Origin of the sequence: Desulfosarcina alkanivorans (assembly GCF_009688945.1) — a bacterium.
GTDB lineage: Bacteria > Desulfobacterota > Desulfobacteria > Desulfobacterales > Desulfosarcinaceae > Desulfosarcina > Desulfosarcina alkanivorans.
Window position 1 is genome coordinate 6,568,220 of the sequence record NZ_AP021874.1, and the last position, 17,904, is coordinate 6,586,123.

Genomic DNA, 17,904 nt, shown 5'->3' on the forward strand with positions numbered 1-17,904 from the left:
GATTAACTTGAAAACCAAGGCGTACAGGCAAGCGCCGCTATGGGCAACACAAGAAAAGGGGGAGATTATGACTGGTATGTTTACTTACGTGGAAAATGAAAACTCGGCAAAAATCAAAGTGATTGGCGTGGGCGGGGCAGGCGGCAACGCGATCAACAACATGATCGCCAGCAATCTGCAGGGCGTCCGGTTCATTTCCGCCAACACGGATGCCCAGGCGCTGGACGTATCCCAGGCGGAGATGCGCATTCAGCTGGGAACCCAGATCACCGAAGGCCTGGGCGCCGGCGCCAATCCCCAGGTGGGGCGGGATGCGGCCCTGGAAAATGCGGAAATGATCAAGGATGCATTGTCCGATTCCCACATGGTCTTTATCACCGCCGGGTTCGGCGGGGGTACGGGAACCGGTGCGGCACCGGTAATAGCACGGCTGTGCAAGGAAATGGGCATCCTCACCGTGGCCGTCGTGAGCCGGCCCTTTTCCTTCGAGGGCAGAAAGCGGGCCAAACAGGCCGATGAAGGCATACTCGAGCTTAAAAAAGCGGCGGACACGGTGATCACCATCCCCAATGACCGCCTGCGGGGGCTGGCCTCCAAGAACGCCAAGATGGTGGACATGTTCAAAAAGGCCGATGAGATCCTGCTCCACTCGGTCAAGGGCATCACCGACCTGATCATGATGCCCGGCCTGGTCAACCTCGATTTTGCCGACGTCAAGACCACCATGTCCCGGGCCGGCATGGCCATTATGGGCATCGGCATCTCCAGCGGAGAAAACCGGGCGGTGGAAGCGGCTGAACGGGCGATATCCCATCCGCTGCTGGAAGACATCGCCATCGGCGGGGCCAAGGGGGTGCTGATGAACATCACCTCCAACAGCGACCTCACCATGGAGGAAATGACCGAGGCCTCCGAGCGCATCTACAACGAGGTGGGCGACGATGCGGAGATCATCTGGGGTGCGGTCATCGACGACAGCGTGGGCGATGAAATGAGCGTTACGGTCATTGCCACCGGCATCGGTGAAAAGGACAAGCCGCATCCGAAGGAGGCGGCGGCGCATGTCAGCGACCCGACATACGGTGGCAAGGTGCGTGACATCACACCGGCTGACCTGGCCCGTTCCACGGAACTGGACGAACCGACCTTTATCCGCCGGCGGCAGGCCGCCAACGAAAGGCCGGCCAGCGACCTCTACCGGGAGTACAAGGGGATTGTCATCGACAACGATGACCTCGATGTCCCTACCTTTTTAAGGCGCAAGGCCGATTGACCCTGTGAGGGAGGGCTCGGGCGCCTCCGGGCCAGCTGCGATAACGTTGAACCAAAGGACGGACGATGCAGCCAGATAAATGCAGCGACCACCTGACCGGTGGACGCAGGATGGGTGGCGATCGACGCAACTATTCATATGCCTGCTGCCTTCCTGAACGCCGCAGCGGCATGGATCGCCGCAGCGGCATGGATCGCCGGCAGCAGAGCCGGATGGTCGCCATGATGGTGCCGGTCGACGAGGCCGTCATGACGGTGCCGACCCGATCCTGAACGCCAATGGACAGCGGTCGATGCGGATAAAGGGATGCCCGGGAGATGGCAACTGGACCTCGACAATTATCCCAAGCGTATGCGGCGATGGAACGCGGCGTCATTCGCAAGCCGGCCGCCGGCCGTATTCGCGTGGCCCTGGTCTACCCCAACAGCTATCATGTGGGGATGTCCAACCTGGGGTTCCAGACCGTTTACCGGCTGATCAACGATATTGACCATGTGGTTTGTGAACGGGCTTTTTTACCGGAACAGGATGGCGGTAAAAACCAGCGGGTGTTGACCGTCGAGTCCCAGACGCCCATCGAAGACTTTGACATTATTGCCTTTTCGATCTCATACGAGAACGATGCACCCGCCGTGCTTACCATCCTGGAAACAGCAGGACTCCCCCTGCCGGCTGCCCGGCGTGGCACCACATTCCCCCTTGTGATGGCAGGGGGAGTCTTCTGCTTTCTCAATCCGGAGCCCCTGGCCCCGTTTATCGATGCCTTTTTGCTGGGGGAGGCCGAGGTCCTGATATCGGCATTTTTCGAGACCTTTGATCCGTCGGTCGACAAGCAGGATAATCTGCTCGACATGGCCCGCCGGGTTTCGGGCCTCTATGTGCCGGCCTTCTATCAGGTAAACTATAAGGAAGACGGCACCCTGGCGGAATTCTCACCGCTTTTCGATGTGCCCCCCGCCGTCCGGCGATTGGTGGTGCCGGACCTGTCGAAACTGCCAACCGCCAGCACCATCCTGACCCCGGACACCACCTTTTCGGACACCTACCTCATCGAAGTCTCCCGTGGATGTCCCCATGGGTGCCGGTTCTGCAGTGCCGGATATGTTTACCGGCCGCCGCGGTTTCGTCCCCTCGGCCTGCTTGACCCCCAGGTGGACGAGGGGTGTGCGCTGACCGACCGCATCGGCCTGGTGGGCGCCGCCGTGTCCGACCTGCCCGGCATCCGGGAACTGTGCGCCAAAGACCGGGGTCGCGAGGTGCGGTTTTCGTTCAGCAGCCTGAGGGCCGATGCCCTGGACGGCCCGCTGGTCGATGCACTTAAAAAGAGCCGGGTGAAAACGGCCACCATTGCTCCGGATGCCGGATCGGAGCGCATGCGCCGGGTGGTCAACAAGGGCGTCACCGAAGACCACGTGGTGGCTGCGGCCGATATCCTGGTGGCCGCCGGGATTCCCAACCTGAAGGTCTATTTCATGACCGGCCTGCCCACGGAAACCGATGACGATGTCGCCGCCATCGTCGATCTGGTCAAGCGCATCAAACACCGTTTTCTTCAGACCAGCCGGGGAAAGGGGCGCATCGGAGAAATTACCGTGAGCCTCAGTTCCTTCGTGCCCAAACCCTTTACGCCCTTTCAATGGGTGGCCATGGACGATGTGAAGACCCTGAAACGAAAGAACAAAATGGTGAAGACGGGATTGAAAAAAACGGCCAATGTGCGTGTGCATGCGGACGTGCCCCGGTGGGCCTACCTGCAGGGTGTGATTGCCCGGGGGGACCGGCGGGTGGCGGATATCCTGATGCTGGCTCACCGGAACAGGGGCAACTGGCCCCAGACCTTCAAGGCCTCGCCGGTCAACCCCCATTTTTACGTCCACCGTGAGCGGGGTCCCGAAGAACGGTTCCCCTGGGACTTCATCGACCCGGGTATCGACAAATCCTTCCTGCTGAAGGAGTACCGCCGGGCACTGGCCGGGCGGAGTTCCGCTCCCTGTCCGGCCGATCCCTCGAAATGCAGCATCTGCGGGGTGTGCAAAGGCCGGCCGGGCGGCTGAAGACGGTGTGCCGCCGGTCTCGCCCCCCCTCCCCCTCATTTCCGGATGCCCAATTTTTTCATTCTGGAATCGAATGTGGATCGATTCATGCCGGCATCCCTGGCCGCCCGGGTGACGACCCAGTTGTTCTTTTCAAGAAGGTGGCGGACATAGGCCTTGTCAAGCGCCTCCCATGTTAAGCCGGTAAAAGGGAAATCCGGTCTGCCCGCCGGGTCGGCAGGTTGCCCGCTCGGTGCACCGTCCGCAAACGGAAGCGATTCGCCCCCGGGCAGCTGGCGGTGAGCCGGATGCTTGTAATTGTCAGGAAGGTCGGTGACACCCACCATGTCGCCATCCACCGTGCTGAGAATATATTTCACGAAATTTTCAAGTTCACGGATATTGCCCGGCCATCGATAATCTACCAGACAGGACAACGCCTCGTCTGAAATACGTTTTTGGAAATGCCCCAATTCAAGCGATTCCCGCTTGATGAAGTATTTCAGCAACAGGGGGATGTCATTTTTTCGTTCCCGCAGAGGTGGCAGGTGAAGGGGAAGGACATTGAGGCGATAGTACAGGTCTTCCCTGAATGTTTTTTCTTTCACGGCTTCGTTCAGGTTTTTGTTGGTCGCCGAAATAATCCGTATGTCGATTTTGTGGGTGTTGGATTCTCCCAGCGGTTTGATTTCCTTGTTTTGAATGACGCGCAGCAGCCGGGACTGCAACAGCCGAGACATATCGCCGATTTCATCCAGGAAAACCGTCCCCCCGGTAGCGGCCATCAAAAGGCCGGTTTTGTCGTCAGATGCGCCGGTGAATGCTCCTTTTTTGTAGCCGAACAACTCGCTTTCCAGCAGGGTTTCCGGGATGGCACTGCAATTTTGAACCACAAACGGCTTATCCTTGCGCGAACTGAGGTTGTGCAGCGCCATGGCGACCAGGTCTTTTCCGGTTCCGCTTTCACCGGTGATCAGCACAGGAAAGTCCGTTCGTGCGTAATCGCGTACTTTTTTCATCGCTTCCAGGAAGGAGGCGCTCTGGCCGATTATCTGGATCCGGTTCCGGATTTCACGGAGGGTCTGCTCGAGTTTGCGGTTCCTGGCAATCTGATCGGTATGCTGCAAGGCGTTGTTTATGGCAATGGCGCCCATATCGACAATGCTTTTCAGAATCCGCAGGTAGTGGTCGTCGAGATTCAACCGGCTGCCGCCCGCACTGGTATCAACGATCTGTACGACGCCATAGACCTGCCCGTCTCTCAGGATCAATGGAAATGCCAGAATCAGGGCGCTCTTCAGCTGCATATGCTTTTCAAAGGCCTTGAAATGACGGGGGTCCTTGCCTCCCTCCGCGATCGTCATCCGGCCATTTTCCATCACCCATCCGACAATGCTCTTTTCGTCAGCATGGATACTGGCGCCTTTGATGATATCAATTTGCGATGGCCCGCCCAAGGACTCGACACATACAAAATGGTCCTTTTCCCTGATCCATATGGAACCGCGCTCGACATTCTGAATTTTTAAAAGCAGTTCCAGAAAGCGCTTCATCAGTCGGGCAGGGTCGAGATCTTCAAAAAGGACCCTGTAAAAGTTATAGTCGAGGTCATTCATCATGCGAACGCCACAGGCCGTTGAAAAAATAGATGGGGTGAAAAATGCAAGCGCCGGAAAAGAAAGAAAAGATCGATCCAATGTCGTCTGGATGAATTGTATGACTATTGGGGAGGGCAGTCAATCAAAGGATGCGCTATCGGAAGGTGTGCTGAAAAGCCGCAAGCGTGTCGGGCGGCTGCCGTTCGAAAGCCGCAGCAAATCACTCCGGTGAATGCGAAAGCCCGTATCAAAACGAAAGTGCCGGATTGATGCCTTTCACCGGAGCGACCGGGGATGATCCGAATCCATGATTGCCGATCCTATTGAAAGCCCCGTCGCGGCTGTGCCGCATCGCCGGTCAGGGGACGTGCAGCTCCTCGGGAAGCCAGTAGGGGACCGGTATGTATTTTTCCGACCGGCCGTAACCAACGTCGAACGTGTCGGCCCTGGGGGCGCCCATGCTGCCGAGATCATTTAATTCTTTCCAGACATCAAACGGAAAAGACGTCTGGACCGTTTCCAGCCCATACCCCTTTATGGACATGGGGGGGCCATCGCGTCCGGTGAGCCTTTCATCGGCAACGCTGCCAGGCTGCCAGGCTGCCATCTCTTCCCAGACATCTAACGGGAAGTAATCCGACGCATGCATCACCGGGACCGCCACACCCGCCAATTGCATGATCATCAGGGCGGCAAGCGTCCTTGAAGTTAAGCCTGTTTTTTTCATCGGTGCCTCCTCTCCTCTGTGGTCACCATCGAGATACCTGTTGACGGACCGGGCTTTGCTCATCATTCGAGCAGGAGGCGTGCCATAACCTTGAACGATGTATAACTACATGATTAAAATAAAAATTTATTTGTTTTCACGAATGTTTAAAGAAGAGGGGGCGGTTGGCAGGTAATGAATCCAGGCAAAAATTATGATATTTCATGTTTCGGGTGCCGAAAAATCGTAATCCGCCGATTCGGCATGGATGCAGGGACGTCGGTTACCGGTGGAACGTCCGCCCCGGGCGGCCGGTCAGGTCATCATGTAAAATCCCAGCGTTACATCGCAGGGGGCCTGGCCCACAAACTGGCAACCGATGACTTCCCCGGCCACGGAGCGCACCACCACTTCTTTCTGGACGACCGAACGGGCCGTGTTGTCCAGGGTGAATTTGACCCGGAACCGGTCGGCCACGTGCACGTCCGGTTTGCCGAACACGCGAAAGCCGATTCCATGGCGTGAGAGATTGGTGATGCGGATGCTTCCCCAGTCGTCCGATTTAACGGCAATCCGATCGCCCCGACCGCGGATGAAAATACCGTTGAAGTTTACCGCTTTACGATGCTCCCGGCGAAGTTCGACCTTGATGAACATTTCCTTGCCGCAGGCGCAGGTGGCCTTCAGGCGGGTGCCGATGGTTCGGATTTCGGAAATATCCAGCAGTTTCTGCCGGTTGCAGTGTCTGCAGGCGATATAGGCGGTCTTTCCGTCTTTGAGCAGAGCGGTTCCCTGCATGCCCGGGTCCTCCGGTTCACCCGGTTCGAAGTGCCACCGGGGTTTTCCCGCAGGTGCAGTGTCGGTTTCATCATCAATGATCTCGATGGGCCCTTCGTAGTCAAAAATGGTGTCGCCGTTGGCCGGCCGGGCAGGCTCGACGAAACCAAGAAGGGTTTCACGGATCTCGGCCGGTGCCGTTTCGGCCTGCTGCCGGATCAGTGCGTGGACAATGGTGCTGCCGACGCATTTGACCAGGCTTCGGGTCTCCCTGGACCATGTTGCCGGCTGTTTGACGGCATCACAGCCGATGACCCCAAGCAGGTATCGGCCGTAAAAAAGCGGAGATAAGAGGAAAGACCGGGCGCCAGGGGAATGGAACCCCTCGTGGGCCGCACGGTCTGCCGGGGAGAGCCTGTCGATATCCGATACGGCCACGGTTTTTTGTTTTTTCACCTGGCCCAGCATTTTGGCAAACGGTTTTACTTCTGCTCCCATCAGAGCCGCCGCAGGGGATTCGGTCGCTTCGCTGAGCCACTCATGGGTGATGGAAAGCCGGGTTTTTCTGTCATGAAACAGGCAGACATAGACCCGGTCGGCAGCCGATGCCAAGCCTGCTTTTTCCAGGGTGTAGATGATAATTTCGTCGATGTCGGCCGGGGACCATATCGTAAGATCATCGATGATGGAAAACAGCAGGTTGATAAAGTATTCTTTGAGTTGAAGGGCTTCAGGGCCTGACGATGGGGCGTGATATCCTCCACGGCCAGCAGCATGCCGGGCAGCTGCTGCCTCGGCGTGTCCACCGGGCGGGCGTTCACCCGTACCGACCGTATGACGCCGTCCCTGGCCTTGAGATTGATTTCGAAGGGGTGGTTGGCGGTACCGGAAAATATCCGGCTGCGATGAAGGTAAAAAACGGCCTGGTCTTCAGGGGCGATGAACAGGCTGATGGGTTTTTTCAACAGAAAGGCCTTGTCCGCACCGAGCATGTCGACGGCGTGGTCGTTGACCCAGTCGATAAGGCCGGCCTTGTCCAATGAAATCAGACCGGTGGTCGATGCCCCCAGTAATCGGGAGCAGTCGGCCAATTTTTTCTTTAAGGCTTCCCGTTCGCGGGTGAGGCCCTGTCTGGACTTTTCCAATTCGGTATGGCGGCGGGTCAACTCGGCGAGTCGGCGGCGCAGGTGTTCGGATGATGCATGCTCCGTTGAACGATCGTAGGTGACCATGACCTTACCGGTAGAGTTTGTTGAGTTCTTCGGAGGCCTTGATGGCCAGTTCCGAATCATTCGTGTATTCGATGGCTCCCTTCAGGGCCAGCCTGGCGCTGTTGTAATCACCCAGCAGGCGGTAGGTCCGCCCCAGTTCTAACAACAGGCCCGGGTTCTCGGGGTGGGTTTTGGCAGCCTCTTCGAAAAGGGCCAGTGCGCGATGCATTTGCCCGGTGGCCAGGTAGGTCCGGCCCAGATTCAGCTGGGCAATAAAAAAATCCGGTTTCAGTTCCAGGGCCTCTTCCAGGTATTTCCGGGCTTTGTCATACTGCTTTTTGTTGTAGTGGGCCCAGCCCAGGTTCGACAGCGGATAGTGAGGCGTCGCGTAGAGCAGGTCTGTCGTCACCGATTCGAGCACGGGGATGGCCTTGTCCCATTCCTGCCGGACCATATAAGCACTGCCGAGGTTGTTTTTGGCCAGCGAGTAGTCGGGTTTCAGCTGCACCGCTTTTTCGAAATGAATGACCGCCGTATCGTACTTCTCCTTGGCCATATATGCCAGGCCCAGGTCGTTGTGCAGGATCGGGTCCTCCGGATTCAGCCGTTCTGCTTTGAGCAGTTCTCCGAGGGCAGCGGTGTAGTTGCCTTCACTGAGGTACGCCTCGCCGAGGTTCCGGGAGGCCACGGCCTTTTTTTTATCCCGGGGGGAGACGCCCGGGGTCGCGCAGGCTGAAAACAGCAGCACGGAAAAAACCAGGAAAAGTACCGCCTCCGTTCGCCATCGTGCCATGGATGATTCTCCTTTGGGTTGAGGTATCCGGGTGGGGTGGCCTGCAAGGCCCTTTTTTATCCACCGCCTATCCCCGGGAAGATCCTTGGATCCGGACCAGCCGGATGCCTTGGTCCTGGATGAAAACTTGAATTAATTCGGGTATCTGTTCCTCAACGAACAATCGGTTCATTCCGTTGTCCGAGGGAATGAGAATGCCGTTGACAGTAATGGCCGTGTTGAACTCGGCAGGCCGGTTGGCCCCATAGAAAACAGGGGCGGCGGTATAGGCCATTCCTGCGGTTTCCATCAGGCGTGCGATTATCTCCACCGGTGCGGCGTCCACACTGATCTGCAGGATTTCAAGCCCGGTCTCTTTGATGGCGTCGACGGCATCTCCGTATAAGTCCCCAAAATCAATGAGGATCTCTCTTCCATTACCAAAAGACAGCAGGTTGGACAGGGCCTGGACCTGGATGCCGGCATAGGGGAAGCTGATGCTGGTATTGGGCGAGTAGTGAAATCCCATTAATCGGGCGAAAGATTCGAGCAGCGCTTTCTGGCTGCTGCCGTCGATTCGGTCGACATCGGCCGACGCATTCGCGGGAAGCGGCGGCCGGGTTGCCCCGGACCCGCCGGTCAGAATGTCTTTGATGACGATTTCGTTCCGGTCCAGGTAACGGACAATGGCCGCATGGGTGTGTTCGCCGGCGGACAGGATGGGGGTGATACAGGCGTGGCGGGGGACGCGGCCGTCGGCGGACGCCTCGGTGCGGATCCATTTGGCGCTGACGCGGACGGCGACGCCCCCATCGTCAAAGGCCAGCTGATCGGTGGTCGCTTCACCTGAAAAGGCCGTTAAAACCGCGTCCAGAATCTCCTGCGACGTGGCCTTTTCCGGCACCTTTACCACCTTGACATTTTCCCAGTAGGATTGGATCAGCGGCAGATCGACATTCATCACCCGGTCCTGCGTGGACAGGATCACCTTGGATCCGTTCTGAAGGTCGATCATGGGGTAGCGGGAAAGGTCCAGCTCGAAATCTTTTCCCTGTTTCATGGGGAAAAAATAAGTCCCCTTGTCCAGCAGCCGGCCACCGACGATCGATGCGGCCTCGGCGGCCGGACCGGTATTGGTTGCCTCCTGAGGAGGCCCGGCTGCCTCCGGTGCTGCGGCGAGTGCCTGTTGCCGGGGGGGCGGGGGCGCTTCGGTTTCAGCCTCGGTTTCAGCCTCACCCTCATCCGTGCCGGCCATCCGTTCCACCACATTTCCGGCGTCATCGAAAAGCGCCTCGTACCAGCTTTGTTCGCGGAGGGACGGATCGGGCATGTAAACCTTCTGGCCGGCATAAATCCGATTGACATCCTTGATGTGGGGGTTGACGGCCTGGAACAGCTTCAGGCCCTGGCGGTAGGTCGTATTTCCGTACCGGCCGCCGAATTGCTGGGCAATCAGCCTGGAAACGGTGTCCCCCCGCTGGATGGTGTAGCTCCGGGTGTGCTTCTGGATCATCTCTTTCGGGTTGGAGATCATGACGAAAGGGATGGTGACCACACCGGACGATTGGCCCGGCAGGTTGCCCTGAACCAGCTTTTTCAGCGGGATATCGACCACCTGCCCGGGGCGGATGCGGTCAACGTCCTTCACATGAGGGTTGAGGCGCTGGAAAATGCCCAGAAACTCCCTGAAGTCGTCATGGGCGATTTCCCCCTTCTGGCGAAAGATTTTGAGCACCCAGTCCCCCTGGCGGATCCGGTAGGGGTCGCAGAGGATGTCCCAGCCGCGGTCATAGCGCACCACGTAATTTTTATAGAGCAGGGCACCGTGAAGGTCGGTCGCCAAAAAAACCGGGATAAACGCCAGCACCGGAAGAAGGATCCGGCGGGTGAACCGGTGAAGACACTGGGTGGGATGTCCTGTTGCCATGGCTGTCTGCCTGTTTAGGTTCTTTTTTTCAATCCGAGGTCCCCGGCGATCTGATCCGATACGGCCTTCACAAAGACTGCGAACGCCTCCGGGTCGAGCGGCTTTCCCGGTGCCGGAACCTGTTTCAGAGTCGGGGGATGAACATAGCGCGGGCCGTTGACCAGCGCCGGGTCCGGTTGAACGGCATAGCCGTCCGGGAAACTGTTCTGAAAATACATGTCCTGGAAACCGGAAAATTTGAGGGCGTGGGCCGTGGAATCAACGATGGCCGTCTCGCTGGATGTCACAGCGCCATTTTTAAGGGCCACCTGCAGCCCGGCCAGGGATTCGCCGCCATGGGTGCAGGCGATGTGGCCGTTGCGGTTGGCCGTGAGCTGCCAGTCCATGATGTCCTGTTCGGTCACTTCCGCAAAAAAGACCCGGGGGGTGCCGGCAGCCCGGTTGTAGCGGTCCACCAGATGGATCACCCGGGGCATGGAAACCGGGTTGCCGATCATGGCGGCCTGGGCCACACTGGGCTTGACGGTCATGGGAACGAACCTGCGTTTTTCGGCTTCCGGTTCGCTGTAGTACTCGAACACGGGGTTGGCGTGAACGGACTGGACGCCGAGGATTTTGGGCAGGGCATCGATGATGCCGGTCTCATGGAACTTGAGGAACCCGTTCATCACGGCGGTGATATTGCCCGCGTTGCCGATGGGCACCACCACCACTTTGTCGGCCATGGCATACTCGAACTCCTGGGCGATTTCGTAGGAGTAGGACTCCTGGCCCAGAATACGCCAGGCGTTTTTAGAGTTGAGCAGGGCCACGTTATACGTTTCGGACAGGGCTTCGACGACTTTCATGCAGTCGTCGAACACCCCGGGGATCTCGAACACGTCCGCGCCGCTGCCCAGCGGCTGGGAGAGTTGCTGCGGGGTCACTTTCTTGTGTGGCAGCAGGACGGCCGACTTGATATGCGGTTTGAGATAGGCGGCATAGAGGGCGGCGGCGGCGCTGGTATCTCCGGTGGACGCGCAGATCGAGAGCACCTGGTCGACCAGGCCCTGGCGAATGAGAAAATTGATGTAGCTCAGGGCGCTGGCCATGCCCCGGTCCTTGAAGGAGGCGCTGGGGTTCTGGCCGTCATTCTTGTAGAAAAAACGGATACCCGCTTTTTCCTGAAGGGTGCCGTTGGCCTCCACCACGGGCGTGTGGCCTTCTCCCAGGTAAACCACTGAATCCAGGGGGACCACCGGGCCGATGAACTCGTGGTAGCGGTAAATGCCCTTGACGGCCGGAATCTTGAGCATGCGCCGGTAGTCGAAAATCTGCTGCCAGGTCTCGCCGTCGATGGCTTTGAGCCTGTCGAAGTTGCGGTCGTGGAGCAGCAGCACCTGGCCGCAGTCCGGGCAGGTGTAGAGCAGTGATTCGATGCCGTGCTCGGTCTGGCAGCCCAGGCATCGGTAGACGAGGTCGCCGCCGGGTTCCGGTATCAGGTGCGGCCGGATCGTTTCCGGGAATTGGTCTGTTCTCACGGGGTAATCTCTTCCATTCCGCCCAAGTAAGGCCTGAGCGCTTGTGGGATGACGACACTGCCGTCCTCCCGTTGACAGTTCTCCAGCAGGGCGGCCAGGGTTCGGCCCACGGCCAGGCCGCTGCCGTTCAGGGTGTGGACCAGCCGGGTGCCCTTCTTTCCTTTTTCCCTGAAGCGGATGTTGGCCCGGCGGGCCTGGAAATCTTCGAAGTTGCTGCACGAGGAGATCTCCCGATAGACGCCCTGGGCGGGCATCCACACTTCGATGTCATAGGTCTTGGCGGCCGAGAAGCCGATGTCGCCCGTGCACAGGGTGATCACCCGGTAGGGCAGCTCAAGACGGCGAAGCACGGTCTCCGCATTGTCGAGGAGCGTTTCCAGTTCGTCGTAGGAGGTTTCCGGCAGGGCGAATTTAACCAGTTCCACCTTGTTGAACTGGTGCTGCCGGATCAGTCCGCGCGTGTCCTTGCCGTAGGAGCCGGCTTCCGAGCGAAAGCAGGGCGTGTAGGCCGTGTAGCATAACGGCAGCTGCGATGCGTCGAGAACTTCCTCCTGGTGGATGTTGGTGACCGGGACCTCCGCCGTGGGGATGAGAAAATAGTCCAGGCCTTCCAGCTTGAACAGGTCTTCCTCGAACTTGGGCAGCTGGCCGGTGCCGGTCATGGTCTTGCGGTTGACGATAAACGGCGGCAGCACCTCTTTGTAGCCGTGTTCACCGGTGTGCAGATCCAGCATAAAGTTGATCAGCGCCCGCTCCAGCCGGGCGCCCACGTCCAGATAGAGGGGAAATCGCGCGCCGGCGATTTTCGCGGCACGGGCGAAATCCAGGATTCCCAAACGCTCGCCAAGGGTCCAGTGGGGCAGGGGGGCATAGGCGAAATCGGTGGGCTCCCCGATGGTTTTGACCACAGGGTTGTCCGCCTCGTCTTTGCCGACCGGCACCGTGCCGTGGGGGATGTTTGGCATGGCCATGATGGTTTCGCCAATGGTCGCTTCACATGCCCCCAGGTCTTTTTCCAGGCCCTTGATGGTTGTGGATACGTCGCGCATTTTTTCGATGATGGCATCGGCGTTCTCCCCGCTGCGTTTCATCGCGGCAACCTGATCAGATACGCTGTTGCGCTGGCGCCGGAGTTCTTCAAGGTCAAAAAGGATGGCTTTCCGCCTGGCGTCCAGGGTTTGAAAGGCCTCCCAATCGACAGCCGTGCCCCGGTTGTGCATGGCTGTTTTGACGCGTTCCAAATTTTCTCTGACGAGCTTGATTTCCAGCATAATTGTCCTTATATTCCAAAATTGTGTTTATACGGGGCCATACATCGGATTGAAGGCGGCTTTTACAGTTCGTTTTGGGGTGGTGAACGGCTATACCGATGAAAGGCGAACACCGAAGGCAAAATCAGCCGAAACCTTATCCCAAGTGGTCCGATTAGTCAATGAAGATTGCCGGTTGAACCGCACGGCAAGCGGATTCCCCACCGCTTGAGAGCGAGGAGCAGCGCTTCCGGCTTTCGGATCGTCCGGGAATGCGAAAACCTTGTCAATGCATCGCTTTTATGCGCCGCTCCAATCCGGTGGTTTGCCCAGACCCTGGTGATCAGCGACCCCGTGTTTCGACCCGCGGCAACAATTGAAAGGTGGAAATGGTAATGGATGAAGTCCGGGAAAAAAAGCAGGAAATAAGAAACGACATATCAACATTTTTTAATTCACTTTCCGATGAGACGCTGCAGGAGAATACCCGCATCATAGAGAACCGGCTTTTTGAGTTTGCCAACTTTCTCGAGTCCAAGATTGTCATGCTGTACGTCAATGCCGAGAACGAAGTGGCCACCGACGCCATCGTGAAACGCGCCTTCGAATTCGGCAAGATCGTTGTGCTGCCGGCCTTTGACAAGACCAAGGCCTCCATGCGGCCGATGAAGGTGGATCATCCCGAAAAGGATCTGATTGTCGGTCCGCGAGGGATTCTCGAACCCAACCCGGCCAAATGCAAGCAGGTCCCCCTGGACTGTATCGACATCGCCATCGTTCCCGGCGTCGCCATGGACGAAAAGGGCGGCCGGATCGGTTCCGGCGATGGCTATTACGACCGCATCATCCCGGAACTGCCCATGACCACCCGCAAGGTGGGACTGGTCTTCGAAGGGCAGCTGGTTCCCCAGGTGCCCATGGAATCCCACGACAAGCATGTGGACATCATCATCACCGAAAAGCGGGTCATCTACAAGATATAAGCGGACCACCCATTGGGAATGATCGAAAGCGCCTCCGACTGCGGGGCGCTTTTCTGGTCTCAGGTCTCTGGTTTCTGGTGCCGGTGGCGCTGGCCGTCCCCGGTTACGGGGCATCTAACATCTTGACCGGATTCCTGTGAATTGGTAGACACGTGCTGGGAGAAAATTGCCGATGAAATACCAGCGCCTCAGAAATGAAATGGTTACCAAGCAGATTATCGCCCGCGGGATCAGCGACCCGCGTGTGTTGTCGGCCCTGCGTAGCGTTCCCCGGCACCTGTTTGTCAGTGAGGCCATGATGGATCAGGCATACGGGGATTTCCCCCTGCCCATCGGTGAGCAGCAGACGATATCCCAGCCTTACATCGTTGCGGAGATGACCCAGGCGCTGCAGGTGACCCCGGAAGACCGGGTGCTGGAGATCGGAACCGGCTCCGGCTATCAGGCGGCCATTCTGGCCCAGATTGCCTTTCGGGTATACACGGTGGAGCGAATCCACTCCCTGTATACCCGAACCCGAAAGCTTTTCGACCAGTTGCGCTACCACAACATCGTCACCCGCTATTCGGACGGCACGACCGGCTGGAAGGAGCACAGCCCCTTTGACGCCATCATCGTGACTGCCGGCGCCCCGGAAATTCCCGCGGTGCTGGTCAACCAGCTGGCCATCGGCGGACGCATGGTCATTCCGGTGGGAGACCGCCACACCCAGGATTTGATCAAGCTGTTTCGTGACGAACAGGGCGTCCACCAGTCCAGCCTTGGCGGCTGCCGTTTCGTGAAGCTCATCGGCGAACACGGTTGGAGAGAGTCCTGAATGCTCAGACGCCTTTACGACTGGGTGCTTCACTGGGCGTCGACCCCATACGGCAGCTGGGCCCTGTTCCTGCTGGCGTTTGCGGAGTCCTCTTTTTTCCCCATTCCACCCGACGTGCTGCTCATCGCCATGTGCGTGGCCCGGCCGGAACGGTCCTTCAGATTCGCCCTAGTCTGCGCCGCCGGATCCATTCTCGGGGGATGCCTGGGTTACCTGATCGGGTGGCAGTTCATGGCCTCGGTGGGAAACCGGATCGTTGAATTTTACGGACTGACCGGCAACGTCGCCTATATCGAGCGTCTTTACAACACCTACGATGCCTGGGCCGTGGGGATCGCCGGGTTTACCCCCATTCCCTACAAGGTTTTCACCATCGCCGCCGGCATGTTCAAGATCAACTTCACCGTCTTCGTTCTGGCATCCATGGTGTCCCGTTCGGCCCGTTTTTTTCTTGTGGGCGGACTGATCTATCTGTTCGGGCCGCGCATCCAGCGATTTATCGACCGCTATTTCGATCTGCTGGCCGTCACCTTCACCGTATTGCTGGTGGGCAGTTTTATACTGATCAAATACCTGTTTTAAGTTTAACGGCAATCTCAAAACGCCCCATTTCGGCCACTATCCGCGTTGGCCTCCCATTTCAATCCTCGACATACTTCAAGTATGCCTCCGGTTGAAATGATTGTCCGCCTTGATCTTGACCCAACTGCGACCTTTTGAGACAGCCTCACCGAAGAGGAACTCGCCATGGCCTGTATCGTACAAAAATATGGGGGCAGCAGCCTGTCCGACGTAGACAAGATCATGCAGGTGGCCCGGATGATCGCCGGTGTGAAGGCCACGGGCATGGATGTGGCGGCAGTGGTCTCGGCCATGGGAAAGACCACCAACGGACTGGTGGAGATGGCCCGCAGCATTTCTTCGAAACCGGCCCGGCGGGAGATGGACATGCTGCTGAGTACGGGCGAACGCATTACCATGTCCCTGCTGTGCATGGCCTTGAATGAACTGGGTGTCGCGTCCGTTTCCCTGACCGGTTCCCAGTGTGGCATCATCACCAACCATCGCCACAACGATGCCCAGGTGATCGAGGTGCGTCCTTTCCGGGTGATGGATGAAATGGCCGAGGGCAAGGTCGTGGTGGTGGGCGGTTTCCAGGGCGTAAGCTACAGGCGCGACATTACCACCCTGGGGCGCGGTGGCTCGGACACCACCGCCGTGGCCCTTGCCGCCGCCATCGATGCCGAGCGCTGTGAAATATACTCGGATGTGGACGGGGTGTACTCCTCCGATCCATCCGTGGTTGCCGATGCCCGGCACCTGCCGGAAGTCTCCTATCCGGTGATGCAGGAGATGAGTGCCGCCGGCGCCAAAGTGCTCAATGCCCAGGCGGTCCAGTTTGCCAAGGAAAAGAAGATTGCCATCTATGCCGGCAGCACCTTTGACCGGAGGCGGGAGACGGTGGTCCGCAAACTCCCGACGGGGCAGGTGGCCGGCGTTCAGGCGGTGGTCAGTGAAAAAGAGATCACGCGGGTTCGCATCAGCGGGGACCGGGCGCTGGTGGATTTCAGATGGGCATTGGATTTTCTGGAAGGAGAACAGGTGCCGGTTAAGGAGGTCCATGCGGCCGATGTTTCCGCCGACCCTCTCCCATCCCAGGTTTCCTTCGTGGTCTCCGCTTCCAATATATACGGCTGGAAGGATATCCGGGACCGGCTGGTCCAGCGGCTGGGCGCGTCCGTTCGGTTCGACGCCCACCTGAGTGCGCTGTCGCTTATCGGCGAAGGACTCAATCGGACCAACGCCACCTTGATCGAGGCCCTGGCGCTGTTGGAAAACCATGGCATCGTCGTTGCCGCCGCCACCACCACCTCGTTTCGTATCTCACTGCTGGTGCCCCGGGAGAAGATCGACGCCGGTGTGCGCCTGTGCCATGGACATTGGATTTCCAAAATGAGTTAACCCATCAGACACCAGATATTTTCAACGGGCTTTGGCGGATCGGTGATGATTAAAATGATCATGGAAATCATTAAACTGCTGTTTGTTTTTTTCGTGGGTGCCACCCTGCTGCTTTATTTTTTCCAGGGCAGAATGATTTTTTTCCCCCAGCCGACCGCGGCGGCAAACCAGTCCCGCTATGCCGGGAACGAAATCCGCCTGCGCCACGGCGACATCACCCTGACCGGCTGGTTCTTCAAGGGTGAAATCGGTCCGGGCAGCCCGCTGATTGTCTACTATGGCGGCAACGCCGAGGATGTATCGCTCAATTTTTCGGATCTGGGGCGGTTCAACACCCGATCGTTTCTCTTCATGAACTACCGCGGCTACGGCGGCAGCGACGGTAAGCCGTCTGAACGGGCATTGCTGGACGATGCCCTGTTTGCGATCGATCATGTCCTGGCCGCCGAAGCGATCGATCCGGCCCATGTGGTGCTGATGGGGCGCAGTCTCGGATCGGGGGTGGCCGTGCATGTGGCGGCGAAGCGCCGGGTGGGCGGTGTGATTCTCGTCACGCCTTTCGATTCACTGCTGAATGTGGCCCGGGCACACTACCCCATCTTTCCCGTGGGACTGCTGCTCAAACACCGGTTCGATTCGGCGGCCCTGGCGCCGGAAATTTCGACGCCGGCCCTCTTCCTGACCGCATCCAACGATCAGGTGGTGCCGCTACGGTTCGCCAACAACCTGAAAGCGGCGTGGGGCGGGCCGACCACCGCCGTTACCGTGGACGGCACCGACCACAACTCCATCGAAACCGCTCCGCTGTATTGGGAAGCGGTCAATGCATACCTCTCATCCTTTTAGTTCACTGCACCGGCCACCGTGAAAGGCGCCAATGGAAAAGAAAACCGTTCCATGCACGTACCGTGGCCGCTGCGATGGCGAGGATTGCAGCGGCGGACCCGGCCGGCCACCGGACGCTGACCTCGGACGAAATTGCCGAATGGGGTAGCGATTGACGCGGAGGGGCAAAAAGGTGTATATCCCCCTTTTAGACATAAGACCGACCGGTTTTACTTTTTAATTGCCACTT

At 58.3% G+C, this 17,904-nt stretch carries 17 protein-coding genes; 9 read left to right on the forward strand and 8 right to left on the reverse strand.

The features are described 5' to 3' along the window. The first annotated feature begins 76 nt into the window (after positions 1-76). From ftsZ to DSCA_RS28520, 3 genes are all read left to right on the forward strand, one after another. Positions 77-1,273 carry a cell division protein FtsZ gene (gene ftsZ, locus DSCA_RS28510; protein WP_407924262.1) on the forward strand — a complete coding sequence of 399 codons (1,197 nt, stop codon included), beginning with the start codon at positions 77-79 and terminating at the stop codon, positions 1,271-1,273. A gap of 65 nt (positions 1,274-1,338) precedes the next feature. Continuing rightward, positions 1,339-1,545, forward strand: a complete 207-nt coding sequence (locus DSCA_RS28515) for a hypothetical protein (protein WP_155319673.1) — start codon at positions 1,339-1,341, stop codon at positions 1,543-1,545. A gap of 45 nt (positions 1,546-1,590) precedes the next feature. After that, positions 1,591-3,327 carry a radical SAM protein gene (locus DSCA_RS28520; protein ID WP_231716308.1) on the forward strand — a complete coding sequence of 579 codons (1,737 nt, stop codon included), beginning with the start codon at positions 1,591-1,593 and terminating at the stop codon, positions 3,325-3,327. A gap of 35 nt (positions 3,328-3,362) precedes the next feature. Here DSCA_RS28520 and DSCA_RS28525 read toward each other — a convergent pair whose 3' ends face one another. Beyond that, positions 3,363-4,925, reverse strand: a complete 1,563-nt coding sequence (locus DSCA_RS28525; RefSeq protein WP_197904685.1) for a sigma-54-dependent Fis family transcriptional regulator — start codon at positions 4,923-4,925, stop codon at positions 3,363-3,365. Between DSCA_RS28525 and DSCA_RS28530 the strand changes: the two genes are divergently transcribed. Further along, complete coding sequence (locus DSCA_RS28530; protein ID WP_155319674.1) at positions 4,924-5,136, forward strand: hypothetical protein; 213 nt, start codon at positions 4,924-4,926, stop codon at positions 5,134-5,136. The two genes, DSCA_RS28525 and DSCA_RS28530, sit on opposite strands and share 2 nt — an antisense overlap. Before the next feature lie 126 nt (positions 5,137-5,262). Here DSCA_RS28530 and DSCA_RS28535 read toward each other — a convergent pair whose 3' ends face one another. The 7 genes from DSCA_RS28535 to serS form a co-directional block, all read right to left on the reverse strand. Beyond that, complete coding sequence (locus tag DSCA_RS28535) at positions 5,263-5,631, reverse strand: hypothetical protein (RefSeq protein WP_155319675.1); 369 nt, start codon at positions 5,629-5,631, stop codon at positions 5,263-5,265. A gap of 294 nt (positions 5,632-5,925) precedes the next feature. Further along, complete coding sequence (locus DSCA_RS28540; RefSeq protein ID WP_231716309.1) at positions 5,926-6,999, reverse strand: GAF domain-containing protein; 1,074 nt, start codon at positions 6,997-6,999, stop codon at positions 5,926-5,928. After that, a complete protein-coding gene (locus DSCA_RS28545; protein ID WP_167527992.1) occupies positions 6,885-7,619 on the reverse strand; it encodes a PAS domain-containing protein in 735 nt (244 codons plus the stop codon). Before DSCA_RS28545 ends, DSCA_RS28540 begins: the two co-directional genes overlap by 115 nt. A 4-nt stretch (positions 7,620-7,623) precedes the next feature. Continuing rightward, a complete protein-coding gene (locus tag DSCA_RS28550) occupies positions 7,624-8,391 on the reverse strand; it encodes a tetratricopeptide repeat protein (RefSeq protein ID WP_155319678.1) in 768 nt (255 codons plus the stop codon). Between the two features lie 67 nt (positions 8,392-8,458). After that, entirely contained in the window at positions 8,459-10,297 is a 1,839-nt protein-coding gene (locus DSCA_RS28555) for a LysM peptidoglycan-binding domain-containing protein (RefSeq protein ID WP_155319679.1), read from the reverse strand. A gap of 14 nt (positions 10,298-10,311) precedes the next feature. Continuing rightward, complete coding sequence (gene thrC, locus DSCA_RS28560) at positions 10,312-11,817, reverse strand: threonine synthase (protein WP_155319680.1); 1,506 nt, start codon at positions 11,815-11,817, stop codon at positions 10,312-10,314. Continuing rightward, positions 11,814-13,088 carry a serine--tRNA ligase gene (serS, locus tag DSCA_RS28565; protein ID WP_155319681.1) on the reverse strand — a complete coding sequence of 425 codons (1,275 nt, stop codon included), beginning with the start codon at positions 13,086-13,088 and terminating at the stop codon, positions 11,814-11,816. The genes thrC and serS overlap by 4 nt, the downstream gene beginning before the upstream one ends. Positions 13,089-13,462: 374 nt before the next feature. Between serS and DSCA_RS28570 the strand changes: the two genes are divergently transcribed. From DSCA_RS28570 to DSCA_RS28590, 5 genes are all read left to right on the forward strand, one after another. Next, positions 13,463-14,050 carry a 5-formyltetrahydrofolate cyclo-ligase gene (locus tag DSCA_RS28570; RefSeq protein ID WP_167527993.1) on the forward strand — a complete coding sequence of 196 codons (588 nt, stop codon included), beginning with the start codon at positions 13,463-13,465 and terminating at the stop codon, positions 14,048-14,050. Between the two features lie 172 nt (positions 14,051-14,222). Beyond that, positions 14,223-14,867, forward strand: a complete 645-nt coding sequence (locus tag DSCA_RS28575; RefSeq protein WP_155319683.1) for a protein-L-isoaspartate(D-aspartate) O-methyltransferase — start codon at positions 14,223-14,225, stop codon at positions 14,865-14,867. Then, the gene (locus DSCA_RS28580) at positions 14,868-15,449 is read left to right on the forward strand and encodes a YqaA family protein (RefSeq protein WP_155319684.1); all 582 of its coding nucleotides are present in this window, start codon (positions 14,868-14,870) and stop codon (positions 15,447-15,449) included. A 165-nt stretch (positions 15,450-15,614) separates the two neighbouring features. Then, positions 15,615-16,829, forward strand: a complete 1,215-nt coding sequence (locus tag DSCA_RS28585; protein WP_155319685.1) for an aspartate kinase — start codon at positions 15,615-15,617, stop codon at positions 16,827-16,829. Positions 16,830-16,874: 45 nt separating this feature from the next. Continuing rightward, the gene (locus DSCA_RS28590) at positions 16,875-17,675 is read left to right on the forward strand and encodes an alpha/beta hydrolase (RefSeq protein ID WP_155319686.1); all 801 of its coding nucleotides are present in this window, start codon (positions 16,875-16,877) and stop codon (positions 17,673-17,675) included. Positions 17,676-17,904 lie beyond the last annotated feature (229 nt).